This is a genomic window from Bradyrhizobium stylosanthis, from assembly GCF_001641335.1.
Lineage (GTDB): Bacteria > Pseudomonadota > Alphaproteobacteria > Rhizobiales > Xanthobacteraceae > Bradyrhizobium > Bradyrhizobium stylosanthis.
On sequence record NZ_LVEM01000002.1, the window covers coordinates 968,840 to 995,514 of the forward strand.

General features: G+C 65.2%; 29 protein-coding genes. 18 read left to right on the forward strand and 11 right to left on the reverse strand.

The annotated features are described in order from the left end of the window. Positions 1–16: 16 nt before the first annotated feature. Complete coding sequence (locus A7X65_RS16490) at positions 17–2,233, forward strand: FAD-dependent oxidoreductase (protein WP_063686489.1); 2,217 nt, start codon at positions 17–19, stop codon at positions 2,231–2,233. A gap of 449 nt (positions 2,234–2,682) precedes the next feature. On the opposite strand, the gene A7X65_RS16495 is transcribed toward A7X65_RS16490, so the two are convergent. The 3 genes from A7X65_RS16495 to gstA form a co-directional block, all read right to left on the reverse strand. Further along, on the reverse strand, positions 2,683–2,991 hold the full coding sequence (locus A7X65_RS16495; RefSeq protein ID WP_063687738.1) for a hypothetical protein: 309 nt from the start codon (positions 2,989–2,991) through the stop codon (positions 2,683–2,685). A 205-nt stretch (positions 2,992–3,196) separates the two neighbouring features. Next, positions 3,197–3,541 carry a hypothetical protein gene (locus A7X65_RS16500; protein ID WP_063686491.1) on the reverse strand — a complete coding sequence of 115 codons (345 nt, stop codon included), beginning with the start codon at positions 3,539–3,541 and terminating at the stop codon, positions 3,197–3,199. 116 nt (positions 3,542–3,657) lie between these two features. After that, on the reverse strand, positions 3,658–4,272 hold the full coding sequence (gstA, locus tag A7X65_RS16505; protein WP_063686493.1) for a glutathione transferase GstA: 615 nt from the start codon (positions 4,270–4,272) through the stop codon (positions 3,658–3,660). Between the two features lie 126 nt (positions 4,273–4,398). On the opposite strand from gstA, the gene A7X65_RS16510 reads away from it, so the two are divergent. The 3 genes from A7X65_RS16510 to A7X65_RS16520 all read left to right on the forward strand — a co-directional run bounded on the left by A7X65_RS16510 (position 4,399) and on the right by A7X65_RS16520 (position 7,140). Next, positions 4,399–4,896: a MarR family winged helix-turn-helix transcriptional regulator gene (locus A7X65_RS16510; RefSeq protein WP_063686495.1), complete on the forward strand. Its 498-nt coding sequence runs from the start codon at positions 4,399–4,401 to the stop codon at positions 4,894–4,896. Positions 4,897–4,992: 96 nt separating this feature from the next. Further along, positions 4,993–6,363, forward strand: coding sequence for a glutamate--cysteine ligase (locus A7X65_RS16515; protein WP_063686497.1), 1,371 nt, complete (start codon positions 4,993–4,995; stop codon positions 6,361–6,363). 210 nt (positions 6,364–6,573) lie between these two features. Next, a complete protein-coding gene (locus A7X65_RS16520) occupies positions 6,574–7,140 on the forward strand; it encodes a PAN domain-containing protein (RefSeq protein ID WP_063686499.1) in 567 nt (188 codons plus the stop codon). A 122-nt stretch (positions 7,141–7,262) separates the two neighbouring features. Here A7X65_RS16520 and A7X65_RS16525 read toward each other — a convergent pair whose 3' ends face one another. From A7X65_RS16525 to A7X65_RS16540, 4 genes are all read right to left on the reverse strand, one after another. After that, a complete protein-coding gene (locus A7X65_RS16525; protein ID WP_063686501.1) occupies positions 7,263–7,829 on the reverse strand; it encodes a nucleotidyltransferase family protein in 567 nt (188 codons plus the stop codon). A gap of 120 nt (positions 7,830–7,949) precedes the next feature. Continuing rightward, positions 7,950–8,729, reverse strand: a complete 780-nt coding sequence (gene lepB / locus A7X65_RS16530) for a signal peptidase I (RefSeq protein ID WP_063686503.1) — start codon at positions 8,727–8,729, stop codon at positions 7,950–7,952. Further along, the gene (gene tldD / locus A7X65_RS16535) at positions 8,726–10,153 is read right to left on the reverse strand and encodes a metalloprotease TldD (protein WP_028151631.1); all 1,428 of its coding nucleotides are present in this window, start codon (positions 10,151–10,153) and stop codon (positions 8,726–8,728) included. Before tldD ends, lepB begins: the two co-directional genes overlap by 4 nt. Positions 10,154–10,260: 107 nt before the next feature. Then, complete coding sequence (locus tag A7X65_RS16540; RefSeq protein WP_063686505.1) at positions 10,261–10,806, reverse strand: invasion associated locus B family protein; 546 nt, start codon at positions 10,804–10,806, stop codon at positions 10,261–10,263. Between the two features lie 446 nt (positions 10,807–11,252). Between A7X65_RS16540 and coxB the strand changes: the two genes are divergently transcribed. The 9 genes from coxB (at position 11,253) to A7X65_RS16585 (ending at position 18,353) form a co-directional block, all read left to right on the forward strand. Beyond that, a complete protein-coding gene (coxB, locus tag A7X65_RS16545; RefSeq protein ID WP_063686507.1) occupies positions 11,253–12,092 on the forward strand; it encodes a cytochrome c oxidase subunit II in 840 nt (279 codons plus the stop codon). Positions 12,093–12,180: 88 nt separating this feature from the next. Beyond that, positions 12,181–13,809: a cytochrome c oxidase subunit I gene (ctaD, locus tag A7X65_RS16550; protein WP_063686509.1), complete on the forward strand. Its 1,629-nt coding sequence runs from the start codon at positions 12,181–12,183 to the stop codon at positions 13,807–13,809. Between the two features lie 60 nt (positions 13,810–13,869). Next, positions 13,870–14,814 carry a heme o synthase gene (locus A7X65_RS16555; protein ID WP_063686511.1) on the forward strand — a complete coding sequence of 315 codons (945 nt, stop codon included), beginning with the start codon at positions 13,870–13,872 and terminating at the stop codon, positions 14,812–14,814. Further along, entirely contained in the window at positions 14,811–14,987 is a 177-nt protein-coding gene (locus A7X65_RS16560; protein ID WP_063686513.1) for a hypothetical protein, read from the forward strand. The genes A7X65_RS16555 and A7X65_RS16560 overlap by 4 nt, the downstream gene beginning before the upstream one ends. Positions 14,988–14,992: 5 nt before the next feature. Next, positions 14,993–15,640: a cytochrome c oxidase assembly protein gene (locus tag A7X65_RS16565; RefSeq protein WP_063686515.1), complete on the forward strand. Its 648-nt coding sequence runs from the start codon at positions 14,993–14,995 to the stop codon at positions 15,638–15,640. A 79-nt stretch (positions 15,641–15,719) separates the two neighbouring features. Next, positions 15,720–16,616, forward strand: a complete 897-nt coding sequence (locus A7X65_RS16570) for a cytochrome c oxidase subunit 3 (protein WP_063686517.1) — start codon at positions 15,720–15,722, stop codon at positions 16,614–16,616. 97 nt (positions 16,617–16,713) lie between these two features. Further along, the gene (locus A7X65_RS16575) at positions 16,714–17,115 is read left to right on the forward strand and encodes a DUF983 domain-containing protein (protein ID WP_063686518.1); all 402 of its coding nucleotides are present in this window, start codon (positions 16,714–16,716) and stop codon (positions 17,113–17,115) included. Beyond that, a complete protein-coding gene (locus A7X65_RS16580; RefSeq protein ID WP_063686520.1) occupies positions 17,112–17,876 on the forward strand; it encodes an SURF1 family protein in 765 nt (254 codons plus the stop codon). Before A7X65_RS16575 ends, A7X65_RS16580 begins: the two co-directional genes overlap by 4 nt. A 108-nt stretch (positions 17,877–17,984) precedes the next feature. Then, positions 17,985–18,353: a nuclear transport factor 2 family protein gene (locus tag A7X65_RS16585; RefSeq protein WP_063686522.1), complete on the forward strand. Its 369-nt coding sequence runs from the start codon at positions 17,985–17,987 to the stop codon at positions 18,351–18,353. A 20-nt stretch (positions 18,354–18,373) separates the two neighbouring features. Here the strand turns inward: A7X65_RS16585 and A7X65_RS16590 are convergent, their stop codons facing one another. Then, complete coding sequence (locus A7X65_RS16590; protein WP_063686524.1) at positions 18,374–19,711, reverse strand: ATP-binding protein; 1,338 nt, start codon at positions 19,709–19,711, stop codon at positions 18,374–18,376. An 86-nt stretch (positions 19,712–19,797) separates the two neighbouring features. Between A7X65_RS16590 and A7X65_RS16595 the strand changes: the two genes are divergently transcribed. From A7X65_RS16595 to A7X65_RS16615, 5 genes are all read left to right on the forward strand, one after another. Beyond that, entirely contained in the window at positions 19,798–20,442 is a 645-nt protein-coding gene (locus A7X65_RS16595) for a response regulator transcription factor (RefSeq protein ID WP_063686526.1), read from the forward strand. A 542-nt stretch (positions 20,443–20,984) separates the two neighbouring features. Continuing rightward, positions 20,985–22,403 carry a threonine synthase gene (gene thrC / locus A7X65_RS16600; RefSeq protein ID WP_063686528.1) on the forward strand — a complete coding sequence of 473 codons (1,419 nt, stop codon included), beginning with the start codon at positions 20,985–20,987 and terminating at the stop codon, positions 22,401–22,403. Further along, positions 22,400–23,689 (forward strand): M16 family metallopeptidase, encoded by a 1,290-nt coding sequence (locus A7X65_RS16605; RefSeq protein ID WP_063686530.1) that lies wholly within the window; start codon positions 22,400–22,402, stop codon positions 23,687–23,689. The genes thrC and A7X65_RS16605 overlap by 4 nt, the downstream gene beginning before the upstream one ends. Positions 23,690–23,728: 39 nt before the next feature. Further along, complete coding sequence (locus tag A7X65_RS16610) at positions 23,729–24,316, forward strand: GNAT family N-acetyltransferase (RefSeq protein WP_063686532.1); 588 nt, start codon at positions 23,729–23,731, stop codon at positions 24,314–24,316. A 118-nt stretch (positions 24,317–24,434) separates the two neighbouring features. After that, complete coding sequence (locus A7X65_RS16615; RefSeq protein WP_063686534.1) at positions 24,435–25,088, forward strand: hypothetical protein; 654 nt, start codon at positions 24,435–24,437, stop codon at positions 25,086–25,088. Positions 25,089–25,297: 209 nt separating this feature from the next. Here A7X65_RS16615 and A7X65_RS16620 read toward each other — a convergent pair whose 3' ends face one another. Genes A7X65_RS16620 through A7X65_RS16630 form a run of 3 tightly spaced genes read right to left on the reverse strand, consistent with a single transcriptional unit; the run spans position 25,298 to position 26,643 of the window. Next, the gene (locus tag A7X65_RS16620; protein ID WP_063686536.1) at positions 25,298–25,783 is read right to left on the reverse strand and encodes a F0F1 ATP synthase subunit B family protein; all 486 of its coding nucleotides are present in this window, start codon (positions 25,781–25,783) and stop codon (positions 25,298–25,300) included. A 5-nt stretch (positions 25,784–25,788) separates the two neighbouring features. After that, positions 25,789–26,355: a F0F1 ATP synthase subunit B family protein gene (locus A7X65_RS16625; RefSeq protein WP_063686537.1), complete on the reverse strand. Its 567-nt coding sequence runs from the start codon at positions 26,353–26,355 to the stop codon at positions 25,789–25,791. Positions 26,356–26,415: 60 nt separating this feature from the next. Continuing rightward, a complete protein-coding gene (locus tag A7X65_RS16630; RefSeq protein ID WP_018643436.1) occupies positions 26,416–26,643 on the reverse strand; it encodes a F0F1 ATP synthase subunit C in 228 nt (75 codons plus the stop codon). Positions 26,644–26,675: the final 32 nt, after the last annotated feature.

Genomic DNA, 26,675 nt, shown 5'->3' on the forward strand with positions numbered 1-26,675 from the left:
GTAGGGAGCAACCAACATGTCGTACAAGAACTTCAGGGTTGAGACCGATTCCGACGGCATCGCGCTCGTGACCTGGGACATCCCGGGCCGTTCGATGAACGTGCTCGACGAGACCTCGACCAGCGAGCTCGACGCGATCGTCAAGGCGACCACGGCCGATGCCGCCGTGAAGGGCGTCGTCATCACCTCGGCCAAAGAGGCGTTCTGCGCCGGGGCCGACCTCTCCATGCTCGAGGGCATGAACCAGGCCTACGCCAAGGTCTTCAAGGAGCAGGGCGAGACCGCCGCGAACCAGATGCTGTTCGACCAGAGCCGCCGCTTCTCGCAGGTGCTGCGCTCGATCGAAACCTCAGGCAAGCCGTGGGCGGCTGCGATCAACGGCCTCGCGCTCGGCGGCGGCTTCGAGATCACGCTGTGCTGCCACTACCGCGTCGCCGCGGAGAATCCCAAGACCCGCCTCGGCCTGCCCGAGGTCAAGGTCGGCCTGTTCCCCGGCGCCGGCGGCACGCAGCGCGTGCCGCGCCTGGTGCCGCCGCAGGATGCGATGACGATCCTGCTCAAGGGCGATCCTGTCACGGTCGAGAAGGCGAAGGCGCTGAATTTGATTCACGCCATCGTTCCCGCAGCCGACCTCGTCAAGGCGGCGAAGGACTGGATCAAGGGCGGCGGCAAGGCCGTCGCGCCCTGGGACGAGAAGGGCTTCAAGCTGCCCGGCGGCCCGGTGTTCTCCAAGGCCGGCATGATGATGTTCCCGGCCGGCAACGCGATCTATCGCCGCGAGACTTACGACAACTATCCGGCCGCGCGCGCGATCATGAGCTGCGTCTATGAGGGGCTGCAGCTGCCGATCGACGCGGCGCTCCGCGTCGAGTCGCGTTACTTCACCTCGGTGCTCCGCTCGAAGGAAGCGGCTGCGATGATCCGCAGCCTGTTCCTGTCGATGCAGGAGCTCAACAAGGGCGCGCGCCGTCCGAAGGACGTGCCCGCGACCAAGGTGAAGAAGATCGCCGTGATCGGCGCCGGCTTCATGGGCGCGAGCGTCGGCTACGTCTCGGCCCGCGCCGGCCTCGACGTCGTCCTGATCGACCGCGATCAGGAGAGCGCCGACAAGGGCAAGGCGCATGCGCAGAAGGTGATCGAGGACCAGATCAAGAAGGGCCGTGCCAAGCCCGCGGACGCCGAGGCGTTGCTCGCGCGCATCACGCCGACCTCGGACTATGCCGCGCTGAAGGACGTCGATCTCGTCATCGAGGCCGTGTTCGAGGACCGCAAGGTCAAGGCGGACACCTTCGCCAAGGCGCAGGAATATCTGAAGCCGGACGTGATCTTCGCGTCGAACACCTCGACGCTGCCGATCACCTCGCTGGCCGAGGGCTTCAAGGACCAGGGCAAGTTCGTCGGCATTCACTTCTTCTCGCCGGTCGAGAAGATGATGCTGGTCGAGATCATCCTCGGCAAGAACACCGGCGATGTCGCGCTCGCGACCGCGCTCGACTATGTCCGTCAGATCGGCAAGACGCCGATCGTGGTCAATGATAGCCGCGGCTTCTTCGCCAACCGCTGCGTCGGCCGCTACGTCGCCGAGGGCAATGAGATGTTCCTCGAGGGCGTGCCGCCGGCGATGATCGAGAACTGCGCCAAGATGGCCGGCATGCCGGTCGGCCCGCTCTCGCTGTCGGACGAAGTCGCGCTCGACCTCGGCCTCAAGATCATGAAGGCCACCGAAGCCGATCTCGGCCCCAACGCCATCAACCCCGATCAGAAGAAGCTGATGGTGGAGATGGTCGAGAAGCAGGGCCGGCTCGGCCGCAAGAACAGCAAGGGCTTCTACGACTATCCCGAGAAGGGCAAGGGCTCGAAGAGCCTGTGGCCGGGCCTCTCGGCGCTGCAGCCCAAGCAGCTCGACCCCGACACACTCGACATCGAGGAACTGAAGCAGCGCTTCCTGGTGGTGCAGGCGGTGGAAGCCGCGCGCACGGTCGAGGACCACGTCATCACCGATCCGCGCGAGGCGGATGTCGGCTCGATCCTCGGCTTCGGCTTCGCGCCGTTCACTGGAGGCACGCTGTCCTACATCGACTTCATGGGCACGAAGAAGTTCGTCGAGCTCTGCCACAAGCTGGAAGCGAAGTACGGCTCGCGCTTCACGCCGCCGAAGCTGCTGGTGGAGATGGCCGCGAAGGGCGAGACCTTCTACGGCCGATTCGCGCCGAAGAAGGCGGCAGCTGCCTGATTGCTTGGCGACGCATCGAAACGAAAGGCCGGATCATCGATCCGGCCTTTTTGCTTTTTGCGGGTGTCATCACGGTTGTGTCAGATTTGTTCCAGGTTGTGGAACCGATCACAGAATCCGCGTAGGAACCGTGCGAGAGTCCCGCTGCAGCGGCGTCGCGCAATTGTCATAGGCGCGTCAAAGCGGCGCCGTTCTTTTGCTCAGCCCTGGCACTAGTCTTGCTGCGGGTCAGGGTCACGAATCGCGTTGGGACACTTGCCGATCCCGTCGGCAGGCCGAAGACGAAAAGAAAGTTGTCCTTGATGAACTCCTTGGTGCTGCGGAAGACCGCGCTCGATCGCGATCTCACCGCAAGACATGCCGTTGCGTCCGCAACGGGCCGACTCCATTCGCAACAGAAGCCGGCGCGCCTGCGCCGCAAGGGTCCGGCGCTCTGGGCCGCGCTGGTGCTACTTGTGCTGGCGGCGGACTTTTTGCTGGCCTATCTCGCCTGGGTTGCCGTCGACTTCGTCATGGGGTGAGACCGCGCGCGCGTGCAGCAGGTACGACGCCGCGAGGTAGGCGAGCTGCGAAGCGGCAAGGCAGATGGCGACGACGGTCACGCCCCCCACCATCCCGAAATCGTAAGCGCGCAGAACGATCGCCGCGACGATCGCGATCACAGGCGAAAAGACGACCAGCGCCCAGATCCTGAAAAAGCGACCTGTCGCTACTCCTACCAGAGCGCTTGCAACGATCAGGACGATGGCAATCGTCAACTTCAACCTCAATGAGCGTGCAAATAATCTTCAATCAATAGTGCTAAACTCGCCCGCTTCGCGGGTGCTGACAAGACAGCACCACTTAATCTTGGCGAACAGTAGTTCATAAGTCTAATCAAGGTACGATGATCCGGCGCAAACGGGGCTCGCGCCTTTGCTGTGCTGCAGCAAATATGGCGGCGGGATCGGCGATCCGGCTCGCTTATTTCTGCTCGCCGAACGGCGAGAACGCGCGGCCCGAGACCGCGTCGTCGGCCAGGCTGGCTTTCCAGGTGCCTTCATCGCTGCGGCCGATGCGGACCTCGAAACGCCAGCCGTTCTGGTTGGTGAAGGCGATGTCCGCTCCGCCCTTCGTCCTGGCGTAGCTGCACGGATATTCGGTCGGCCGGTCCGGAAAGACGATCTTCCCTTCCTTGCTTTCGAAAACTGTCGAGGTGATCTGCGGATGGACCATGACGATGCAGCTGCGCTGCGGCGTGACCGGCGTCGACAGGCCGAGCATCGCGAGTGGCGCGCCGGCGGCAGTCATGAGGACGATCATGTTCATGGCGCAACTGTTTCGCGGAAGGTGATCCTTCGACGCCGCCGCCGATCGATTGGTTCACAACGAAGAAAGGCCGGATCCTCAATCCGGCCTTTCGATCGTTCACGACTTGCGAGCGCTCAGGCGGCCTGCGCGAGCCCTTCCTTCTTGAGTGCCTCCTGCACCTGCGGGCGCGCTGCGACGCGGGCCTTGTAGGCGGCAAGGTGCGGCATGGCCGAAAAGTCGAACTTCATCCGGTCGGCCCAGGTCAGCATCGTGAAGAGATAGCCGTCGGCGACCGTGAACTGCTTGCCCATCAGGTAGTCGCGGCCAGCGAGCTGGCTGTCGATATATTTCAGCTTGCCCATGACGCGGTCCTTGAAGAACGCCTTGGCCTCGTCGTTCAGGGCCGGGGCGAACAGCGGGCCGAAGCTCTTGTGCACCTCGGAGGTGAGGAAGTTCAGCCATTCGAGCAGTTTGTAGCGCTCGGCGCTGCCGTGGGCCGGCGCCAGCGCCTTGGCCGAGGCCTGATCGGCGATCATCTGGACAATCACCGGGCCTTCGGTCACGATCTCGCCGCTGTCGAGGCCCAGCGCAGGGACCTGGCCCTTGGGGTTCAGCTTCAGATAATCCTCACCATTTTCGAGCTTCTTGGCCCGGATATCGACCTTGACCAGTTCGTAGGGCAGGCCGGCTTCCAGGAGCGCGATATGGGGGGACAGGGAGCAGGCGCCGGGTGAGTAATAGAGTTTCATGGAATTTCCTCCTCTTGTTGCTTGGCTCGGGCGAAAGAACGCCTACATGCACCTGCATGCAATAGTCAAGATTGATGCAGCTGCATCGAATGGGGTAAGAGACGGGCGACGAGCTTGAGCGGGACCATGAAACGCAAACCATCGACCGAGGCCACTTCCGCCTGGATCCGCCTGATGCGGGTGCAGAGCCGCGTGCTCGACTGCGTCGAGCAGGATTTGAAGAAGGCCGGGTTCCCGCCGCTGGCATGGTACGACGCCCTGCTCGAATTGTCGCGCGCGCCGTCCGGCGAGCTGCGGCCCGTCGAGCTCGAGCGGCAGATGCTGATTCCGCAATACTCCACCTCGCGCCTGATCGACCGCCTGGTCGACGAGGGGCTCGCTTCCCGGCGCGAATGCAAGATCGACAAGCGCGGTCAGTTCGTCGAGATCACCGAAGCCGGCCGCGAGCTGCAGAAGCGGATGTGGGGCGCCTATTCGGCCGCAATCGAGAAATATGTCGGCTCGAAACTATCCGATGCCGACGCCGTCAAACTCAGCGGCCTGCTCGACCGGCTGGGCTGCTCGTGCGGCGAGATGAAACTGCCGCCCGTCGCCAGCGTCAACGAAACTTCACCGTCGCGATGATCGACGGCACCCAAGCACGTCCGCGCGCCCGGTGGGTTCGCGGACCATCCCTGTCACCCGCGCATTCGGTCGAAGCGCTTTTGATTAGAGTTTGATATGGCGCGAGACCAGATCGATATGACGCCGCTGCAATCGCGCGACGAGCTCGTCGCGTGGTTCGAGGCCGGCTGCAAGGACCCGTCCGAATTCCGCATGGGCACCGAGCACGAGAAGACGCCGTTCACGCTCGAAGGCCACCGCCCCGTTCCCTACGAGGGCGCGCGCGGCATCGGCGCGCTGCTCGAGGGCATGAAGCTCCTGCTCGGCTGGGAGCCGATCATGGAGAAGGGCAACATCATCGGCCTCTACGACGTCACCGGCGGCGGCGCGATCTCGCTCGAGCCGGGCGGACAGTTCGAGCTTTCGGGCGCACCGGTCGAGAACGTGCACCAGACCCAGAGCGAGCTGATGGCGCATCTCGCCCAGGTGCGCGAGATCGCAACGCCGCTCGGCATCGGCTTCCTTGGCCTCGGCATGACGCCGTCCTGGTCGCGCTCCGACATCCCGGTGATGCCCAAGGGCCGCTACAAGATCATGACCAATTACATGCCGAAGGTCGGCCAGTACGGCCTCGACATGATGTACCGGACCTGCACGGTGCAGACCAATCTCGACTTCTCCTCCGAAGCCGACATGGTCAAGAAGCTGCGCGTCTCGCTCGCGCTGCAGCCGGTTGCGACGGCCCTGTTCGCCAACTCGCCGTTCACCGAAGGCAAGCCGAACGGCTTCCTCTCGTTCCGCTCCGAGATCTGGCGCGACACCGACAATGCGCGCGCCGGCATGATGCCCTGGGCGTTCGAGGACGGCATGGGCTTCGAGCGCTATGTCGACTACGCGCTCGACGTGCCCATGTACTTCGTCAAGCGCGGCGACGATTACATCGACGTGTCGGGCTCCTCGTTCCGTGCCTTCTTCGACGGCCGCAACAACAACCTGCCCGGCGAGCGTCCGACGCTGTCGGACTGGGCCAACCATCTCTCCACGATCTTCCCGGAAGTGCGGCTGAAGCGCTATCTCGAGATGCGCGGCTCCGACGGCGGCCCGTGGGGCCGTCTGCCGGCGCTGTCGGCGTTCTGGGCCGGGCTGCTCTATGACGATGTGTCGCTCGATGCCGCCTGGGACATGGTGAAGCACTGGAGCGCACATGAGCGCCAGGCGCTGCGCGACGACGTGCCGCGCTTCGGCTTCAAGGCGCGGATCAAGGATCGCTATCTGTTCGAGATCGCCAAGGAATGCCTCGTTCTGGCACATGCGGGCCTGCGCCGCCGCGGCCGGATCGACCAGCTTGGACGCGACGAGACGCGCCACCTCGAGCCGCTCGACCGCATCATCGATTCCGGCCGGACGCCGGCCGAGGAAATGCTCGAGAAGTTCAACGGCCCCTGGAAGGGCTCCGTGGAACCGGCCTACGCGGAATACGCGTTCTAGAGCCATTTCCGTTCCGATAAATCGGAACGGGGCTCTAGATTCTTATTTTGACGCGTCTTTACGCGCACCGGTACCCACTTCGCGCGAATACGCTCTACGCCGATAGGCCAACGCCCAGGACTTCAGCCGTTCATCGCCCATACAGGTTTGCGGCGATCAAATGACCGGCTGAAAAACCCGAGCGTCGTCAATAACTCGAAAGCTGTTCCGATGGGGAAGGGCCGCCTGCATGGGGCCGTCATGGCAAGCCTCGTGGCATGCGCCGCGCTGCTGTTGCTCGCGTTCGCGGGCGTGCCGGCGCGCGCCCAGACGGCGTTCGACCGGCCCGGCGGCGATTATTTCAGCCAGCCGGTGACCTCGGGCGACCCCGAGGATTGCGCGCTCTTGTGCGAGCGCGACCGCAAGTGCCGCTCCTGGAGCTTCAGCTATCCCGACATCGACGGCGCCGCGGCGGTGTGCTGGCTCAAGAACACGGTGCCGCCGCGCGTGCCCGGCAATTGCTGCATCTCCGGCGTCCGCGGCGCCGGCGTGATCGAGCCGCGCGTCGAGGGCGTGGAGACGTCGATCGACCGCCCCGGCGGCGACTTGCGCAATTTCGAGCTCAAGGACGGTGAAAGCGTCGAGGCCTGCAAGGCCGCCTGCACCGCCGACAACAAGTGCCGCGCCTTCACCTATTCCCGCCCCGGCTACACCGGGCGCGAGGCGCGCTGCTACCTGAAAAAGGAAATCAAGCCGCCGCGCCGCAAGCCGGGGTTCACCTCGGGTGTGGTGCGATAGGCCGGGTGCCGTAACTGGGGCGGTCCCGCAGGGTGGGCAAAGCGAAGCGTGCCCACCATCTCTCACCGCAATGGAGAGAACGTGGGCACGGTGCTTCGTACCTTTGCCCATCCTACGCGATCTCATTCCGCCGCGATCACCGTGAGCTCCGGCCACAGCGCCTTCCACCGTGCGGCCTTCGCTGCGTAATTTGCGGCTGAAAAATTCTGCGCGCGATTGGGCCGCACGATCATCTTCGCGACGTCGCCGAACCCGTGTGGCGCATAGACGTCGAAATCGCCGCCCGCGGGTCGAATGCCGAGCTGGGTGTTCTCCGTCAGGAAGCGGTCGATGCCGTCGGTCGAGCGCGTCAACGGCGGATAGGGAAGGCCGTGCTTGCCCGGGTACCACAGATGTACGCGCGCCTGGTTGCGGATCTCGACCTTGGCGCCGAGATGCGCCAGCCGCGCATGCAACTCGCGGATCACCGAATCCTCCGCCTCCCACGACGTATCGGAATCGAAATAGAACACGTCGTAGTCGGCGATGCCGTGATCGACGGCGCGGTCCGTGAGCACGTTCCACACCGTCTGCACCAGGCAACCGGCGACCAGCCACGGATCCGGCAGCGCGAGGCGACGGAGCTCGTCGACGATCGCGGCGTTGATCGGATTACGGAGCGCCGATGCGAGGAATTCGTCGCGGGTCATCGGAAATCGTAGGGTGGGCAAAGACGCGGAGCGGCGTGCCCACGTCTTCTTTCGTCATCGTCGAAACATGGTGGGCACGGCGTAAGAACGCCTTTGCCCACCCTGCGGTCTACGATCCCGTCAGTGCACGGCGGTGAAGAACCGCGCGAGCCGGAAGCCGGACAGCCAAGTGTACACAGGCTGGCTGCGCATGCCGAGATCCCAAGAGCCAACCACGGCATCCGCGCGTCCGATCAGATTGTCGATCGGCAGCATGCCGACGCCGCCGGATCGCAAGGGTACGCGGCTGTCGGCGGAGTTGTCTCTGTTATCGCCGAGCACGAAGAGGTGGCCGGGCGGCACCGTCACCTCCGGCGTGTTGTCGAGCGGGCCGTTGTCGCGCATCTTGAAGATCAGATGCGAGACGCCGTTCGGCAGCGTCTCGATATAGCGATAGGCGGGCTCTCTGCCGCCGTTGTCGTCCTCGGCCTGGCCGATGCCATCGGGCTTCAACTCGGCGGGACGGTCGTTCACGAAGAGCTGGCCCTGGCGCATCTGGATGCGGTCGCCGGGCAGGCCGACGACGCGCTTGACCCAGGCTTGCGAGCGATCGCCGGGCCAGCGGAACACGACGACGTCGCCTTCCTTCGGCGTTTCGGCGAAGACGCGGCCGCTTTCGGGCAGGTTGATCTGGATCGGCAGCGACGAGGTGCCGTAGCCGTAGGGGAATTTCGAGGCGAGCAGGGCATCGCCGATCAGCAGCGTCGGCTCCATCGAGCCCGACGGCACGTAGAACGGCTCGGCGAGCGCGCCCTTGGCAATGAACACGGCGGCCACGATGCCGGCGAGCTGAACGATCTGTCCGCCCCAGCCGCTGCTTTTGCGCTTGGCGGGCGCAGTCACTTTGTCTTCAACGCTCATGCGCCCGTTCCACCCACCGTAATGCGTTCCATCAGAAGCGACGGCTGGCCGACGCCGACAGGCACGCCCTGGCCGTTCTTGCCGCAGGTGCCGATGCCGGTATCGAGCGCAAGGTCGTTGCCGATCATGCGGATGCGATGCAGGTCGGTCGGCCCGTTGCCGATCAGCATGGCGCCCTTCAGTGGCGCGCCGATCTTGCCGTTCTCGATCTTGTAGGCCTCGGTGCACTGGAACACGTACTTGCCCGAGGTGATGTCGACCTGGCCGCCGCCGAAATTCGCGGCGAACACGCCGTTCTTCACGGAGGCGAGGATCTCGGCCGGATCGCGGTCGCCCGCGAGCATGTAGGTATTGGTCATGCGCGGCATCGGCACATGGGCGTAGCCCTGGCGGCGGCCGTTGCCGGTCGGCTTCATGTTCATCAGGCGCGCGTTCTGGCGGTCCTGCATGTAGCCGACCAGGATGCCGTCCTCGATCAGCACGGTGCGGTTGGTCGGCGTGCCCTCGTCGTCGATCGACAGCGAGCCGCGGCGCGAGGCAATGGTGCCGTCGTCGACCACGGTGACGCCCTTGGCCGCGACCTGCTGGCCCATCAGGCCGGCGAAGGCGGAGGTCTTCTTGCGGTTGAAGTCGCCTTCGAGGCCGTGGCCGACCGCTTCATGCAGCATCACGCCAGGCCAGCCGGCGCCGAGCACGACGTCCATCTCGCCGGCGGGGGCGGGGATCGATTCGAGATTGACCAGAGCCTCGCGCAGCGCGCCGTCGGCGGCGTCGCGCCAGTTCTTGCTCTCGATGAATTCGGCATAGCCGGCGCGGCCGCCATAGCCCTTGCTGCCGCTCTCCTGGCGGTCGCCCTGTCCGGCGACGACGGAGACGTTGACGCGCACCAGCGGACGGATATCGCGATAGCTCTCTCCGTCGGGCCGCAGGATCTCGACGACCTGCCAGGTCGCACCCAGGCTGACGCTGACCTGCCGCACCCGCGGGTCCTTGTCGCGTAAGTAGGCGTCGATCTCGGCCAGCAGCTTGACCTTGGTCTCGAAGCCGGGGGCATCGAGCGGGTTGTCGTCGCTGTAAAGCCGCACGTTGGTATGCGCCGGCGGGGCGGCAAAGCTGCCGGAGTAGCCGCCGCGGACGGCCGCGACCGCGTCGGCGGCGCGAATCAGCGCGGGCAGCGACACGTCGGAGGAATGGGCGTAGCCGACCGCGTCGTCCTTGACGGCGCGCAGGCCAAAACCCTGCGAGGTGTCGTAGGTCGCCTGCTTCAGCCGCCCATTGTCGAACATCAGCGCTTCGGTCTGGCTGTATTCCAGGAACAATTCGCCGTCGTCGGCGCCGGCGAGCCCGCGCGCGACCTCGTTGCGAACCTGGTCGCGATCGAGATTGGCACGGTCGAGCAGGGAGGTCGTGGCAGGGTTGGTCATGTGTCCGTCCATTATCGGGGGATGGGGGCAAGATAATGGTTTCGGCCCGGTTCCGCGAGGGCGCGAAGCCTCACATTACGGAAACAATAGGATTGCAGCGGCCAAGCTTACGGCAGCTTGTCGTAGCCTTCGCCGAGCCCGTTCAGGCTGAGCGGGAAGCCGATGCCTTCTTCCGGCGTCTCGAAGATGATGAAGGTGGCGGTCTTGGCGCTGCGGAGCTGGCCGAGCAGCTTGTCGTCCATGACGACCTCGGCGACGCAGCCATTGGGCAGGCAACGGACGAAGCCGGCGCGGCCGACGTCCTGGTTGTCGAGCTTGAGGCCGAGGCCGGAGGGCAAGAGGACGCCGAGCGGGGCGACGACCCGCATCAGGCGGCTCTTCTGGTCGGCGGTCTTGAGCACGATCACGGTCAGGCCGGCATTGGACCGGTCTTCGGCCACCACGCTCTGGATCAGGGCGCATTGCTCGGTCTGGGCGCCGGGCGGGGTGTCGCAGCGAATCTGCCAGTCGCCATGGACGGAGCGCACCGCGCCCTGCGCATGGGCAAGGCCCGGGAGGGCCAGGAGGACGGCCGCAGCCAGCAGGGCCGCAAGCGCCGTGAGGCCGTTAGCCTGCCTCTGAGCCAGCCTTGCCATGCATCTCGAAAGCCCCATCGGGGTCGGTCCCTCTGCTCGCTTGGGTCGCTTGCGCGGGTGGACTGATACGGAAATGACGGCGTCTTGAAGGCAATTCCCAAGCAAATTCCGCGCCGCCGTGGCCGCCGCCGCCGGCACGAATCAGGTTCCTGTGCGGCCGTTCGCAAGTGCCTACAGCGGGCAATTCCGCTGTCAAGCCGCGCCATCCCGGGAAACGGTATTTTTGTCTGATCTTACTGGGAAATATCTTGCGGGTGATCGCTGACAGACGGGCCTCAAGACTGCATTGCGATAGATCAAGAATTATGGTTTGAGAGGCTTGATTTCGGCGTTCTAGCGATCTGGCCCCAATTCCTCTTAGAGGTATTCTTGAGCGGCGGTTTGTCAGACGGACGAATCGAATAAGCGTTCCCCAGAAATAGGGGAGTGCACTTGGGGTGATTTCGTAAGGGGAGCGCGACGGCATGAGGATGTCGATGGGCCGGGTAGGCCGGCATATGCTGGGATTGGCCGTTGCTGGCCTGACGCTGGCGACGGGCGGTTCGGCATTCGCCGAGCTTGGACAGCCGGCGCCGTGGGAGTGGACGCTCCAGCAGTCCGCCTCGCCGGTGATGGATAACATCGTCTGGTTCCACAACTTCCTGTTCGTGTTGATCACCCTGATCACGCTGTTCGTCCTGGCGCTGCTGGTGGTTGTGGTGCTCAAGTTCAATGCGAAGGCCAATCCGGTGCCGTCGCGGACGACCCACAACACGCTGATCGAGGTGGTGTGGACCCTGGTTCCGGTGCTGATCCTGGTCGGCATCGCGGTGCCGTCGTTCCGCCTGCTGTTCCTGGAGCTCGACGTGCCGAAGGCGGACCTGACCATCAAGGCGACGGGCAAGCAGTGGTACTGGTCGTATGCCTATCCCGATAACGGCAAGTTCGAGTTCGACTCGCTGATGGCCCAGGACAAGCAGCCCCGTCTGCTCGGCGTCGACAACGAGATGGTGGTGCCGGTCAACAAGGTGATTCGCGTCCAGGTCACGGGCGCCGACGTCATCCACGCCTTCGCGCTGCCGGCTTTCGGCGTCAAGATCGATGCCATTCCGGGGCGGCTGAACGAGACCTGGTTCAAGGCCACCAAGACCGGCATGTTCTACGGCCAGTGTTCGGAGCTTTGCGGCAAGGACCACGCCTTCATGCCGATCGCGATTCGCGTCGTGGAGGACAAGGAGTTCGCCTCCTGGGTCGAGACGGCGAAGAAGAAGTTTGCGAGCGGCGGCACCAGCACCTACGCCTCCGCGGCCGGCCCGACGCAGTAAGCGCCGGGTCCAGGCTCGAGGGGATCGAAAGCGAAATAAAGGGCGGGACCTCCAAAGGTCCGATTGGGACGCAAGGCAGGATTTGAAAATGGCAACCAGCGCAGCGGCACACGGCGATCACGCGCAAGACCACGGACATGACCACGAGCACGCCCATCCGACCGGATGGCGGCGCTACGTCTATTCGACCAACCACAAGGACATCGGCACGATGTACCTGATCTTCGCGGTCATCGCGGGCATCATCGGTGCCGCGATGTCGATCGCGATCCGTGCCGAGCTGATGTATCCGGGCGTGCAGATCTTCCACGAGACGCACACCTACAACGTCTTCGTGACCTCCCACGGTCTGATCATGATCTTCTTCATGGTCATGCCGGCGATGATCGGCGGCTTCGGCAACTGGTTCGTGCCGCTGATGATCGGTGCGCCCGACATGGCCTTCCCGCGCATGAACAACATCTCGTTCTGGCTGCTGCCGGCCTCCTTCGCGCTGCTGCTGATGTCGACCTTCGTCGAGGGCGAGCCCGGTGCCAACGGCGTCGGCGCCGGCTGGACCATGTACGTGCCGCTGTCGAGCTCCGGTCACCCGGGCCCGGCCGTCGACTTCGCGATCCTGTCGCTGCATCTGGCGGGCGCCTCGTCGATCCTCGGTGCCATCAACTTCATCACCACCATCTTCAACATGCGCGCGCCGGGCATGACCCTGCACAAGATGCCGCTGTTCGTGTGGTCGATCCTGGTGACGGTGTTCCTGCTGCTGCTGTCGCTGCCGGTGCTCGCCGGTGCGATCACCATGCTGCTCACCGACCGCAATTTCGGCACGACGTTCTTCGCGCCCGACGGCGGCGGCGACCCCGTGCTGTTCCAGCATCTGTTCTGGTTCTTCGGCCACCCCGAGGTGTACATCCTGATCCTGCCGGCCTTCGGAATGGTCAGCCAGATCGTCTCGACCTTCTCGCGCAAGCCCGTGTTCGGCTATCTCGGCATGGCCTATGCCATGGTCGCGATCGGCGGCATCGGTTTCGTGGTGTGGGCACACCACATGTACACGGTCGGCATGTCCTCGGCGACGCAGGCCTACTTCGTTGCTGCCACGATGGTGATCGCGGTCCCGACCGGCGTGAAGATCTTCTCGTGGATCGCCACGATGTGGGGCGGCTCGATCGACTTCCGCGCCCCGATGATCTGGGCGGTGGGCTTCATCTTCCTGTTCACGGTCGGCGGCGTCACCGGCGTCGTGCTGGCGAACGCCGGCGTCGACCGCGTGCTGCAGGAGACCTATTATGTCGTCGCGCACTTCCACTACGTGCTGTCGCTCGGCGCCGTGTTCGGCATCTTTGCCGGCTGGTACTACTGGTTCCCGAAGATGACGGGCTACATGTACAACGAGACGCTGGCGAAGGCGCACTTCTGGGTCACCTTCATCGGCGTGAACCTCGTGTTCTTCCCGCAGCACTTCCTCGGCCTGTCGGGCATGCCGCGCCGCTACGTCGACTATCCCGACGCGTTCGCGGGCTGGAACCTGGTGTCGTCGGTCGGCTCCTACATCTCCGGCTTCGGCGTGCTGATCTTCCTCTACTGCGTGCTCGACGCTTTCATGAAGAAGGTCCCGGCGGGCAACAATCCGTGGGGTGCGGGCGCGACCACGTTGGAATGGACGCTGCCCTCGCCGCCGCCGTTCCATCAGTTCGAAGTGCTGCCCCGCGTGCAGTAAGCCATCTTCCGCGGCGCCCGCCATGGGCGCCGCGGCTCTATAACGAAGCGAGTTGAACTAGTGTCCGTCCTCGACCAGAACGCCATCGACATCAATCCCCGCATCTCCGAAGCGGAGGTTGGCGATTATCTCGCGCTCCTCAAGCCGCGGGTGATGTCGCTGGTGATCTTCACCGCGCTGGTCGGCATGGCGATGGCGCCCGGGCATTTCCACTGGGTGCTGGCGATCACCTCGCTGCTCTGCATCGCCGTCGGTGCCGGTGCCTCCGGCGCACTCAACATGGCGCTGGAAGGCGACATCGACGCCAAGATGTCGCGCACGGCGAACCGGCCGATCCCGCGCGGCCGCATCACCCGCGGCGAAGCGATGGCGTTCGGCCTGACGCTGTCCTTCTTCTCGGTGATGACGCTGGGCATCCTCGTCAACTGGATCGCGGGCGCGCTGCTCGCCTTCACCATCTTCTTCTACGTCGTGATCTACACGATGGGCCTGAAGCGCTGGACCACGCAGAACATCGTGATCGGCGGCGCCGCCGGCGCGCTGCCGCCGGTGGTGGCCTGGGCCGCGGTCACCGGCACGGTCGACGTCGAGCCGCTGCTGTTGTTCGCCATCATCTTCTTCTGGACGCCGCCGCATTTCTGGGCGCTGGCGCTGTTCCGCTCCGACGACTATGCGCGCGCCGGCATTCCGATGCTGCCCAACGTCGCCGGTCCCGACGCGACGCGTCTGCAGATCCTGCTCTACACCATCGTGCTGATCGCGGTCGCCGCCGCGCCCTGGGCGCTCGGCTATTTCGATGCCGTCTATGGCGTGGTCTCGCTGATCCTCGGCGCCGGAATGCTGGTGCTCGCGATCAACGTCTATCTGCGCCGCGAGCGCAGCCAGTCGCTGCGCGCGACCCGCAAATTGTTCGCCTTCTCGATCCTGTATCTGTTTGCGCTGTTCGCGACCCTGCTGGCCGAGGTCGTGTTCCGGGCGCTTGCTCCGATGGTTGGGGGCGCATGATCGCAGCAATGGCCGACAAACCCGAGCCAGATGGAATCGTCCTCACCGAGGCGCAGAAGAAGAGCCGTCGCCAGCGTTCGATTGCGATCGCGCTTGCGCTCGGTGTGCTCGTCGTTCTGTTCTTCGCCGTCACCATGGTCAAGGGACCGGCGGTGCTAGTCCGGCCGATGTAGGAAACATGGATCACGAGCCGACCATATCGCAGGATGTCAGCGCCAAGCCGGCCAATGCCGCCAAGGGCCGCGGGCTGGGGCGTGATGTGGTGGTCGCCTCGATCTGCGGCGCCGTGGTGGCGCTGATGGTCGGTGCCTCCTACGCGGCGGTGCCGTTCTACAACTGGTTCTGCCGCGCCACCGGCTTCAACGGCACCACCCAGGTCGCGACCTCGGCGCCCGCCACCGGTCCGATCGCGCGGAAGATCGCGGTGCGCTTCGATTCCAACGTCGCGCCGGGTTTGCCCTGGAAGTTCGAGCCGGAGCAGAGCGAGATCGAGGTCAATATCGGCCAGGTCGTGACCGTGTTCTACACCGTGACCAACCAGGCCGCGCGGACCACCGCAGGCCAGGCCGCCTACAATGTCGCGCCGCTGACGGTCGGCTCCTACTTCCAGAAGATCAACTGCTTCTGCTTCACCGAGCAGACCATGGCGCCCGGCGAGAAGCGCGAGATGCCGGTCGTGTTCTACGTCGATCCGTCGATTGCCGACGACCACGAGAACGACGGGCTGAACACGATCACGCTGTCCTACACGTTCTATCCGGTGAAGGATCCGGTGGTGAAGCCGCTCGCATCCGGCGAGAACGACAAACGCAAGGGAAATCTCTGATCGCCGGGCTTTGGGCGCGGCAGGTTGGAAACAAGGGGATAAGTGCCTGATAGGCACGGGATTGAGGAGAGAGACGGAAATGGCTACGGCTCAAGGCAAGCAACACGACTATCACCTGGTCGATCCCTCTCCCTGGCCGGCCGTCGGTTCGCTCTCGGCCTTCATCATGGCGGTCGGCGCGATCGCCTGGATGCATCACATGTTCTCGGCGGCACCGATCGTGTTCGGTGTCGGCACCGTCGGTGTGCTCTACACCATGGCGAGCTGGTGGGGCGACGTGATCAAGGAAGCCCAGTACAAGGGCGACCACACCCGCGTCGTGCAGCTGCATCACCGCTACGGCATGATCCTGTTCATCGCCTCCGAGGTGATGTTCTTCGTGGCCTGGTTCTGGGCCTATTTCAACGCCGCGCTGTTTCCGGCCGACGCCGTCCACGCCACGCGCGACGCCGTGTTCGGCTGCGGCCTCGGCACCCAGGCCGGCGCCTGCGCGGTCCCCGGCACCTGGCCGCCGAAGGGCATCGAGACCTTCGATCCCTGGCACCTGCCGCTCCTGAACACGCTGATCCTGCTGACGTCGGGCACCACCGTGACCTGGGCGCACCATGCGCTGCTCGAGAACGATCGCCAGGGTCTCAAATACGGCCTGATCCTCACCGTCGTGCTCGGCGCGCTCTTCACCTGCGTGCAGGCCTATGAGTACAGCCACGCAGCGTTCTCCTTCGCCGGCAACGTCTATGGCGCGACCTTCTTCATGGCGACCGGCTTCCACGGTTTCCACGTGCTGGTCGGCACCATCTTCCTGCTGGTCTGCCTGTTCCGCGCCTATGCCGGCCACTTCACGCCGAAGCAGCACCTCGGCTTCGAGTTCGCCGCCTGGTACTGGCACTTCGTCGACGTGGTCTGGCTGTTCCTGTTCCTCTGCATCTATGTCTGGGGACACGGTGCCGAGGCCATGGCTCACGGCGCGCACTGAGCCGCAATGGATTGATGGGAAAGGGCGGCCGCAGGGCCGCCCTTTCTCTTTCCGCCCCGCCGCAGGTTTCGGCGGAACTGTGATAGAGTCTGCCATCATGAACGACACTGCCGGCCCCTCGGAGCCCGAAACCACCGTCCTGCAAAGCGCGCTGCGCGGGCTTGCCTGCAAATGTCCGCGCTGCGGCCAGGGCAAGCTCTATGCGGGCTTCCTCACGCTCGCTCCCGCTTGCGACCGCTGCGGGCTCGACTATGCCTTCATCGATGCCGGCGACGGTCCGGCGATCTTCATCATCATGCTGGCGGGCGCGATCGTCGTCGGCTGCGCGCTGGTCGTCGAGGTCAAATACCAGCCGCCGTTCTGGCTGCATGCGGTGCTCTGGCTGCCGCTGATCCTCGCCACCACGCTGTTGCCGCTGCGCTCCATGAAGGCCCTGCTGATCGCGCTGCAATACCATCACAAGGCGGCGCCGGGCCGGCTGATCGACCGCGCGAAATGAACTCAACCGCGCGCAAGCCTCGCGTGGCCGGCTTCGCGCTGTTCACGCTTTTCCTGACCGCCGTCTTCGTGGCGCTCGGCGTCTGGCAGCTGCAGCGCCGTACCGCGAAGCACGAGCTGGTCGCGGCCCTTACCGAGCGCCTCGCGCAGGCGCCCGTCGCGCTGCCTTCGCCCGCGCAGTGGGCCGCGCTCGATCCCGCACGCGACGAATTCCGCCGCGTCACCTTCACCGCGACCTACGCGCCCTTGCCCGACGCGATGGTCTATTCGTCCGGCTCGGCCGTGCGCAAGGATGCCTCCGGCCCCGGCACCTGGGCGTTCCTGCCGGCGCGGCTTGCGGGCGGCGAGGTCGTCGTGATCGATGCCGGCTTCGTCGAGAACACGATGCAGGACCGTAGCGTGGAGGATCGCGCGGTGAAGAAGCTCGTCACTGGACAGCCGGTCGTGCTCACCGGCTATCTCCGCTTCCCGGAGGCATCGGGCTGGATGAATCCGGCGGAGAACCGCGACAAGCGGCTCTGGTTCGTGCGCGATCATCGGGCGATCGCGAGCGCACTCGGCTGGGGCGCGGTGGCGCCGTTCTACGTCGACCTCGAGCAGCCGGCGCCGGAGAACAACATCCCGCGTCCGGGGCCGCTCGACGTGCATCTGAAGGACGACCATCTGCAATACGCCATCACCTGGTTCACGCTCGCAGGCGCGGTGCTGATCGCATTCGGCGTCTGGGTGAGAACGCGGCGGGAAAGCCAGGGACGTCCGTAGGTTCCCGGTGGGAACCCGGAATCGTCCGGGCTTTATTATTCAGCACATATTCACGACTGTGATCCTAAGCCGCGCTTGAGTTTGTCCGCGGCAGAACAGGAATGCGCCGTGAGTGATTTTGATCAGATGGGTGTTGTCGTCGATTGGGTGGATGCCTGCAGGACGGGCGACCTTACGATGTTGCTCGACCTCTATGCGGACGATGCGCAGGTCGAATGCACGTGCAACGGCACGCAGCATTATCATCGCGGCCGGCGCGAACTCGAAAGCTATTGGGGATCGCGGCTCAGCGCCTATCTGGCGGCGGGTTTCGGCCTGGAGGAGATCGAGCCGGCGCCGGATGGCGTCGATCTCGAATATTCCGTCGCCGGCGCGCTGCGTATCCACGCCTCGTTTCGTTTCAGCCCGGAAGGCAAGATCTACAGCACGCTGTGCACGCCCTCGCGACAGAACGCCCACGAGGGCTGCGCCTGCTGACGCATGATCCGCGTGACGCCTCACGCGGGCGCGTTTCGTACCCTTTCGATGGGCAAGCGGCAGCGCACACGGGTTCGTTGATCCGCGCGCAGCAATGACAGCGACCCGCTGAGTGCGCGCGCGCGCTCGTGCATGCCGGTCAGGCCGCGGCCGAACCTGTTGCCCTCGGGAAATCCGCCGCCATCGTCGGAGACCTCGATGTCGAGCGCGTCGCCAGCGATGGTCGCCTGCACATGGGCATGGTTGGCCCCGGCATGGCGCAGCACGTTGGTCAGCGCCTCCTGGATCACGCGATAGACGGTCTGGGCAAGCGGTCCGTCGATCGCGTTGAGGCCGGGATCGATCGCGGACGTCAGGCCGATATGCGGTGCCTGCTTGCGAAAGTTCTGCAGCAGCGTCTGCACGCTCGTCGCGAGCCCCAGCTCTTCGATGTAGAGCGGGCGCAGCCGGTCGAGGATGCGGCGGTTGGTCTGCTGCAGCGCCTCGACCGATTGCAACACGTCCTCCGCAGAATTGCCGAGATTTCCCGATGTCGGGGAGGCGGCTTCCATCAGCGAGATTGTGCCGGCGCGGATGCTGAACAGCAGCGGGCCGAGCTCGTCGTGCAGCTCACGAGCAAGATCGCGCCGCTCATCGTCCTGAAGCGACACCAGGCGGTGCAACAGGTCGCGATTGTCGTGACTCAATTGCGCGAGCGTTGTGGACAGGGCATTCGCCGCCTCGCAGCTGCGCCGCACCTCCGGCGGTCCTCCGACCGGGATCGGCGTCGCGTAGTCGCCGCGCCGTATTCGCGTCAGTCCTTCGCCGAGGTGCTGCAGCGATCGCATCGCCGATTTCGCGAAGAGATAGGCGATGGTGCCCGTCAGCGCCATCAGCACGACGACGAGGCCGGTCAGGGCAAGGAAGCCGATCCACTTCTCGAACAGGTCGGCCGACAAGTCCGGCAGGAACACGAGGTCGCCGACATGCCTGCCGTCAATGAGCACCGGCGACGCCGCGTCGATGTCCGGCATGGTCAACAGGTTGACGAACCATTGTGGAACCGCCTGCAGGTTGCGCAGACCCTCCTTCGCGGAGGGAGGGGGGCCCGTGCCGGCTGCCCGGAATTGAATATCCGAGGAGGTGCCCAGGGACTGGACAAAGGCATCCAGCGTCGTCTGCGGATGGTCCGAAGTGCGCAGCGTGTTGTTGAGCGCCGCGGCGATCACCCTGATCGAGCGCCGGGCCGGCTCGTTCTCGTCAGCCAGCTGGCCAGTTGCAAATATCTGCAGCAATATGCCGCCCAGCACCAGCGCCGCGAGAAAACTGGCGCCGAGTGGAAGAAACAGTTGCGTCCGGAAGGAAAGTCGTTGCCACATTAGGCCAATTCTAACGCGCATCGGCGGGATTTTCTCTTTCCATTTGTTCCCGCCGGTCTATGAGTCGGAAAACAAGAGAGCGCGCGATGCAAGATACCGCCAAACCGGCGACCAGAATTCTCATTGTCGACGACCACCCCGTTGTGCTGTCCGGCTGTCGCACCCTGTTTGCCTCGGACAATACGATCCGGATCGAGGAGGCGACAGACGCCAAATCCGGGCACCGTGCCTATGTCAGCAAGCGGCCGGATGTCACCGTGATCGACATCAGCCTGCCCGATGTCTCCGGTTTCGAGCTGATGCGACGCATACGCAAGGACGACCCCGACGCCAAGATCATCATGTTCAGCATGAATGACGATCCCGCCTTTGTGGTGCGGGCCGTCGAGCTTGGCGCGCAGGGCTATGTCTCCAAGGGCGACGATCCCCGGATCCTCCTGAAAGCGGTTCGCAAGGTGGTCGCGGGCGACAACTTCATCTCGCCGCAGCTTGCCGAAGCCGTGACGTTCTCAGGCGCTGCGATCAAGGCCAATCCGGCCTCGCAGATGACGCCGCGGGAGCTGGAAATCCTTCGTCTGCTCGGGCGCGGCGACAAGATCGTCGAGGTCGCCGAGGCGCTCGGCATCTCCTACAAGACCGTCGCCAACACCACCTCCCTGCTCAAGCAGAAGCTTGGCGCCAAGAACCATTCCGACCTGATCCGGATCGCGGTGGAAATCGGAATCGGCTGACCTGCCCCAGCGACCGAACCGGCTGCTCCAGGATGCAGCGGTTCGGTCGACGGATGGCACCTCCGCCAGCCGGGCAATGCGTCGCCGGCGGCCGACGCCATCCGGCGACACAATGGGCGAGGGCGATGTTCGTTCCTGCCTTGCTCTTCAATTCGGGAAAAAACGGCAATGCGCCTGCGCAACAGGCTCGCAGCTGCGAGTGTCATTCGTAGGCTGCCGGGAAAAGCAGGAACATTCGTCGGGTCCAGCGGTTTTGGCCTTGACGATTTCGTGACAGGCGTCGAAAGCTTGCACCGACAGTTTTAACGGGCGGGTGTCCCGGACGAGCAAACCGGTCTGCACATATCAACGACAGACCTTCCAAGAGAGGGCTGCGGCATCGCCGCAGCCCTTTTTCGTTGGAAAGGGCCCGGCGGGAAGCGGTTTCCCGATGCCGCAAAACACTTTATGGTGGCGCGAAGCCTCTGGCTGTTGACAAGTATTTTCGTAAAATCAAAGGCTTACGGATCTGGCTCAGGCTCGGTCGGCCTTTGGAGGGCAGTTTGACTCGTTATATCTCGACCCGGGGGGAGGCCCCCGAACTCGGCTTCTGCGACGTGATGTTGACCGGGCTGGCCCGTGACGGCGGCCTGTATGTGCCGGCGACGTGGCCACAGCTCAGCGCCGAGACCATCGCCGGCTTCTTCGGCCGTCCCTATTGGGAGGTCGCCGTCGACGTGATCCGTCCCTTCGCCGGCGGCGAGATCTCCGATGCCGAGCTCGGCCGCATGGCGAACGAGGCCTATGCCACCTTCCGCCATCCCGCCGTGGTGCCGCTGCGCCAGATGTCGCCGCACCAGTTCGTGCTGGAGCTATTCCACGGTCCGACGCTCGCCTTCAAGGACGTGGCGATGCAGCTCATCTCGCGGCTGATGGACCACGTGCTCGCCAAGCGCGGCCAGCGCACCACCATCGTGGTCGCGACGTCAGGCGACACCGGCGGCGCCGCGGTGGAGGCGTTCGCAGGCCTGGAGAACGTGGACCTCATCGTGCTGTTTCCGCACGGCCGCATCTCCGAGGTGCAGCGGCGGATGATGACGACGACGGGCGCAGCCAATGTCCATGCCCTCGCCGTCGAGGGCAATTTCGACGACTGCCAGGCGCTCGTGAAGGGCATGTTCAACAACCATCGCTTCCGCGATGCGACCTCGCTCTCCGGCGTCAATTCCATCAACTGGGCGCGCATCGTTGCCCAGGTGGTCTACTACTTCACCTCCGCCGTCGCCGTCGGCGCGCCGGCGCGCGCGGTGGACTTCGTGGTGCCGACCGGCAATTTCGGCGACATCTTCGCGGGCTACGTCGCCAAGCGCATGGGCCTTCCCGTCCGCACCCTGCGCATCGCCGCCAACGTCAACGACATCCTGGCGCGCACGCTGAAGACCGGCATCTACGAGGTGCGCGAGGTGCACGCGACCGCCTCGCCCTCGATGGACATCCAGATCTCCTCGAATTTCGAGCGGCTGATGTTCGAGGCCGGCAAGCGCGATGCAGCCGGCGTGCGCCGTCTGATGGATTCGCTGAAGCAGTCCGGCCGTTTCGTGCTGCCCGATGCGACGCTTGCCGCGATCCGCGAGGAGTTCGACGCCGGCCGCGCCGACGAGACCGAGACCGCCGCCGCCATCCGCGCCGCCTGGCGCGAGGCGGGCGAACTGGTCGATCCCCATACCGCGGTGGCGCTCGCCGTCGCCGACCGCGACACCACCGACACCACGGTTCCGAGCATCGTGCTCTCCACCGCCCATCCGGCCAAATTCCCGGACGCGGTCGAAGCGGCCTGCGGCCAGCGGCCGCAATTGCCGGCTTGGCTCGATGGGCTCATGACCAAATCCGAACACATGAAGGTGATGAAGAACGACCAGGCCGAGGTCGAGCGGTTCGTGCTGTCGGTCAGCCGCGCCGCAAAACAGGGAGTTGCCGGATGAGCGTCGAGATCTCCAAGCTTGCATCCGGCCTGACCGTCGTCACCGACAAGATGCCTCACCTCGAGACTGCCGCGCTCGGCGTCTGGGCCGGCGTCGGCGGACGCGACGAGAAGCCGAACGAGCACGGCATCTCGCATCTGCTCGAGCACATGGCGTTCAAGGGCACGACGAAGCGCACCTCGCGCGAGATCGTCGAGGAGATCGAGGCGGTCGGCGGCGACCTCAATGCCGGCACCTCGACCGAGACCACCTCGTATTATGCCCGCGTGCTGAAGGCCGATGTGCCGCTCGCGCTCGACGTGCTCGCCGACATCCTCGCCAATCCCGCCTTCGAGCCGGACGAGCTGGAGCGCGAGAAGAACGTCATCGTGCAGGAGATCGGAGCCGCGCAGGACACGCCCGACGACGTCGTGTTCGAGCATCTCAACGAGCTCTGCTATCCCGACCAGCCGATGGGCCGCTCGCTGCTCGGCACGGCAAAGACCCTGCGCGCCTTCAACCGCGACATGCTGCGCGGCTATTTGTCGACGCATTATCGCGGCCCCGACATGGTGGTGGCGGCCGCCGGCGCGGTCGACCACGCGCAAGTCGTTGCCGAGGTCGAGAAGCGCTTTGCGAGCTTCGAGGGGACGCCGGGCCCGAAGCCGCAGGCCGCCCAGTTCGGCAAGGGCGGCGCCAAGGTGGTGCACCGCGAGCTCGAGCAGGCGCATCTGACGCTGGCGCTCGAAGGCGTGCCGCAGAACGATCTGTCGCTGTTCTCGCTCCAGGTCTTCACCAACATCCTCGGCGGCGGAATGTCGTCGCGGCTCTTCCAGGAGGTCCGCGAGAAGCGCGGCCTCTGCTATTCCATCTACTCGTTCCACGCGCCCTATACCGATACCGGCTTCTTCGGCCTCTACACCGGCACCGATCCGGCCGATGCGCCGGAGATGATGGAGGTCGTGGTCGACATCATGAATGATTCGGTCGAGACCCTGACCGAGGCCGAGATCGCGCGCGCCAAGGCGCAGATGAAGGCCGGCCTGCTGATGGCGCTGGAGAGTTGCTCGTCGCGGGCCGAGCAGCTCGCCCGCCACGTGCTGGCCTATGGCCGGCCGCAGACGGTGCAGGAGCTGGTGGCCCGGATCGACGCCGTCAGCGTCGAATCGACCCGGGACGCCGCGCGTGCACTGCTTTCGCGCAGCCGCCCTGCAGTCGTTGCATTGGGCAGCGGCAGGGGTCTGGACACGGCGGTGTCTTTTGCGGAAGGATTGACCCGGGCACGCGCCAAGGCGCGGCTGCATTAGGAGCCGCGCGCGGGCCGCCTCGCCCCGGGAAGCATCACCATGGCCCTCTTTCGCCTGCCATCCAGTGGACCCGCCGCCCTCGCGCCGCGCGGCAATGGCTTGGTCCTTCGCGCGCCGCAGATGTCCGACTTCCTGCAATGGGCCCATCTGCGCGAGACCAGCCGCGACTATCTTACGCCCTGGGAGCCCATCTGGCCCTCGGACGACCTGACCCGCTCCGGCTTCCGCCGCCGCCTGCGCCGCTATTCCGAGGACATCGCCGCGGACCGCTCCTATCCCTTCCTGATCTTCCGTGAGCTCGACGGCGCCATGGTCGGCGGCATCACGCTGGCCAACGTTCGCCGCGGCATCGTCCAGGCCGGCACCATCGGCTATTGGGTCGGCCAGCCCCATGCCCATCGCGGCTACATGACGGCCGCGCTGCGGGTGCTGCTGCCGACGCTGTTCGGCGAGCTCAACCTGCACCGCGTGGAGGCCGCCTGCATCCCCACCAACGCGCCCTCGATCCGGGTGCTGGAGAAGTGCGGCTTCTCCCGCGAGGGCCTCGCACGCCGCTATCTCTGCATCAACGGGGTCTGGCAGGACCACCTGCTGTTCGGCCTCCTGCACGAGGATTTCCGCGGCTGAGCCGCCGGGGCGTGCGGCCCGAATACCCTTTTTGCTGCCTTGGGTTCGCCGATTTTGGCGATATAACGCGCTGGGGCCGACCGGTCGGCCGGAACATTGTCATGGAGTATGGGCGTCGATGGTGAAGGTGCTTCGGTCATCGCGGACCAATTTGCTGCGGGTCATGGCGGTCGCGCTGGCGTCGTCGGTTGCGCTCGCCTCGGTCTCGCCCGTGGCGGCCCAGTCGCTAACCGACCGCTTCAAGAACCTGTTCGGCGGCAAGTCCGACGAGCCGGCCGAGTCCAAGCCGGCGCCGGCACCCGGCCAGCCGGCTGAAGACGACGTCGATTGCCCGCAGGTCACGGTGCGCGCGGGCGCCTCGACCTACGCGGTCGGCGCCGGCGGCAAGCCTGCCACCGGCAATGAGATCCGCTACCAGGCCACCATCACCAAGATGGCGCGCGAATGTTCCCGCAGCAGCGCCGGCATCACGGCCCGGATCGGCATCCAGGGCCGCGTCATCGCCGGTCCTGCCGGTGCGCCAGCCACGGTCGATGTCCCCCTGCGCGTCGCCGTGGTGCACGGCGGCGTCGGCGAGAAGGTGATCGCCTCGAAGGCCTACCGGACCACGGTCGAGATGTCGGAGGGCGGCAGCGTGCCCTTCACCTTCGTCGCCGAGGATCTGTCCTATCCGGTGCCGTCGGCCGCGGTCGCCGATTCCTACATCTTCTATGTCGGCTTCGACCCGCAGGCGCTCACGCCCGAGCCGAAGGCACGGGGGAAGAAGAAGTAGGGGAAGGGGTCTCGGCAAGGGGGGCTCGTGCCCCGGACGCGGCGCAGCGGTGCGACGCAGAGCCGGGGCCCAGGACCTGTGGATGCATGGGTCCCGGCTCTGCGCCGCGTCATTTCATGCCGCGTCGCGTCCGGGACACGAGACCACTCCGCCCAACAAAAAAGCCGGCGCTCATCGCGCCGGCTTTTTGATTGGTGAAGGCGAAACCCTCAGTTCAGCTTCTGCCGGACTTCGTTGATGCCCTTGGCGAGCAGGTCGTCGGCGACCTGGCCCTTGACCGACTGCGACAGGATCGTGGAAGCGGCCTGGACGGCGGCTTCCGCGGCTGCGGCGCGGACATCGGCCAGCGCCTGGGCCTCGGCGAGCGCGATCTTGCTCTCCGCGGTCTTGGTGCGGCGGGCGACGAAGTCTTCCATCTTCGCCTTGGCGTCGGCAGCGATGCGCTCGGCTTCGGCCTTGGCGTTGGAGATGATGTCGGCGGCCTCGCGCTCGGCGGTGGCGCTGCGTGCCTTGTAGTCCGCGAGCACCTTGGCCGCTTCTTCCTTGAGGCGCGTCGCGTCGGCGAGCTCGGCCTTGATGCGATCGGCGCGATGATCGAGCGCGGTCATCGCCGACTTGAACACCCCGACATAGCCGAACACGACCATCAGGATCACGAAGGCGACGGCGACCCAGGTCTCAGGATCGAAGAACATATCGACTAACCCTTCAAGGACGCGTCAACGGCAGCATTGACCGAGGCTGCATCCGGAACGACGCCGGTGAGCTGCTGCACGATCTGGCCTGCCGCATCGGCCGCGATGCCGCGGACGTTGCTCATGGCGGTGGCGCGGGTCGAGGCGATGGTCTTTTCCGCCCCGGCGAGCTTGGCCGCCAACTGCTCTTCCAGGGCCTTGCGCTCGGCTTCCGCCTGCGCATTCGCCTTGTCGCGGGATTCGTTGCCGATCGCCTGTGCCCGCGAGCGGGCCGAAGCAAGCTCGCCTTCATAGGCCTTCAGCGCAGCCTCGGACTGGTCCTTCAGCTGCTGCGCTTCGGCGAGGTCACCCTCGATCTTGTTCTGACGCGCTTCGATCGCACCGCCGACCTTCGGCAGAGCGAACTTGGACACGATCACGTAAAGCAGGACGAAGAAGATCGCGAGCGACACCAGCTGTGAAGCGAAGGTGCTGCTCTCGAACGGCGGAAACCCGCCACTGTGGTGACCACCGTCAGCCTCAGTGTGAGCGCCCGCCGCCGGACCTTTTGCGCCGCCATGACTCTCAGCCATGGAGTACTCCCGTTGCTGTCACGCGCCGCTTCGGATGAAGCGGCGCGAAAGAAGTCGTTCTTAGAAAACGAACAGCAGAAGCAGCGCGATCAGCAGCGAGAAAATGCCGAGCGCTTCGGTCACGGCGAAGCCGAAGATCAGGTTGCCGAACTGGCCCTGAGCGGCCGAGGGGTTGCGGACGGCTGCGGCGAGGTAGTTGCCGAAGATCACGCCCACGCCGACGCCCGCGCCGCCCATGCCGATGCATGCGATGCCCGCGCCGATAAGTTTTGCTGCTGCCGGATCCATTTTAGACTCCTTGGAAGAAAGATTGGGTTGTG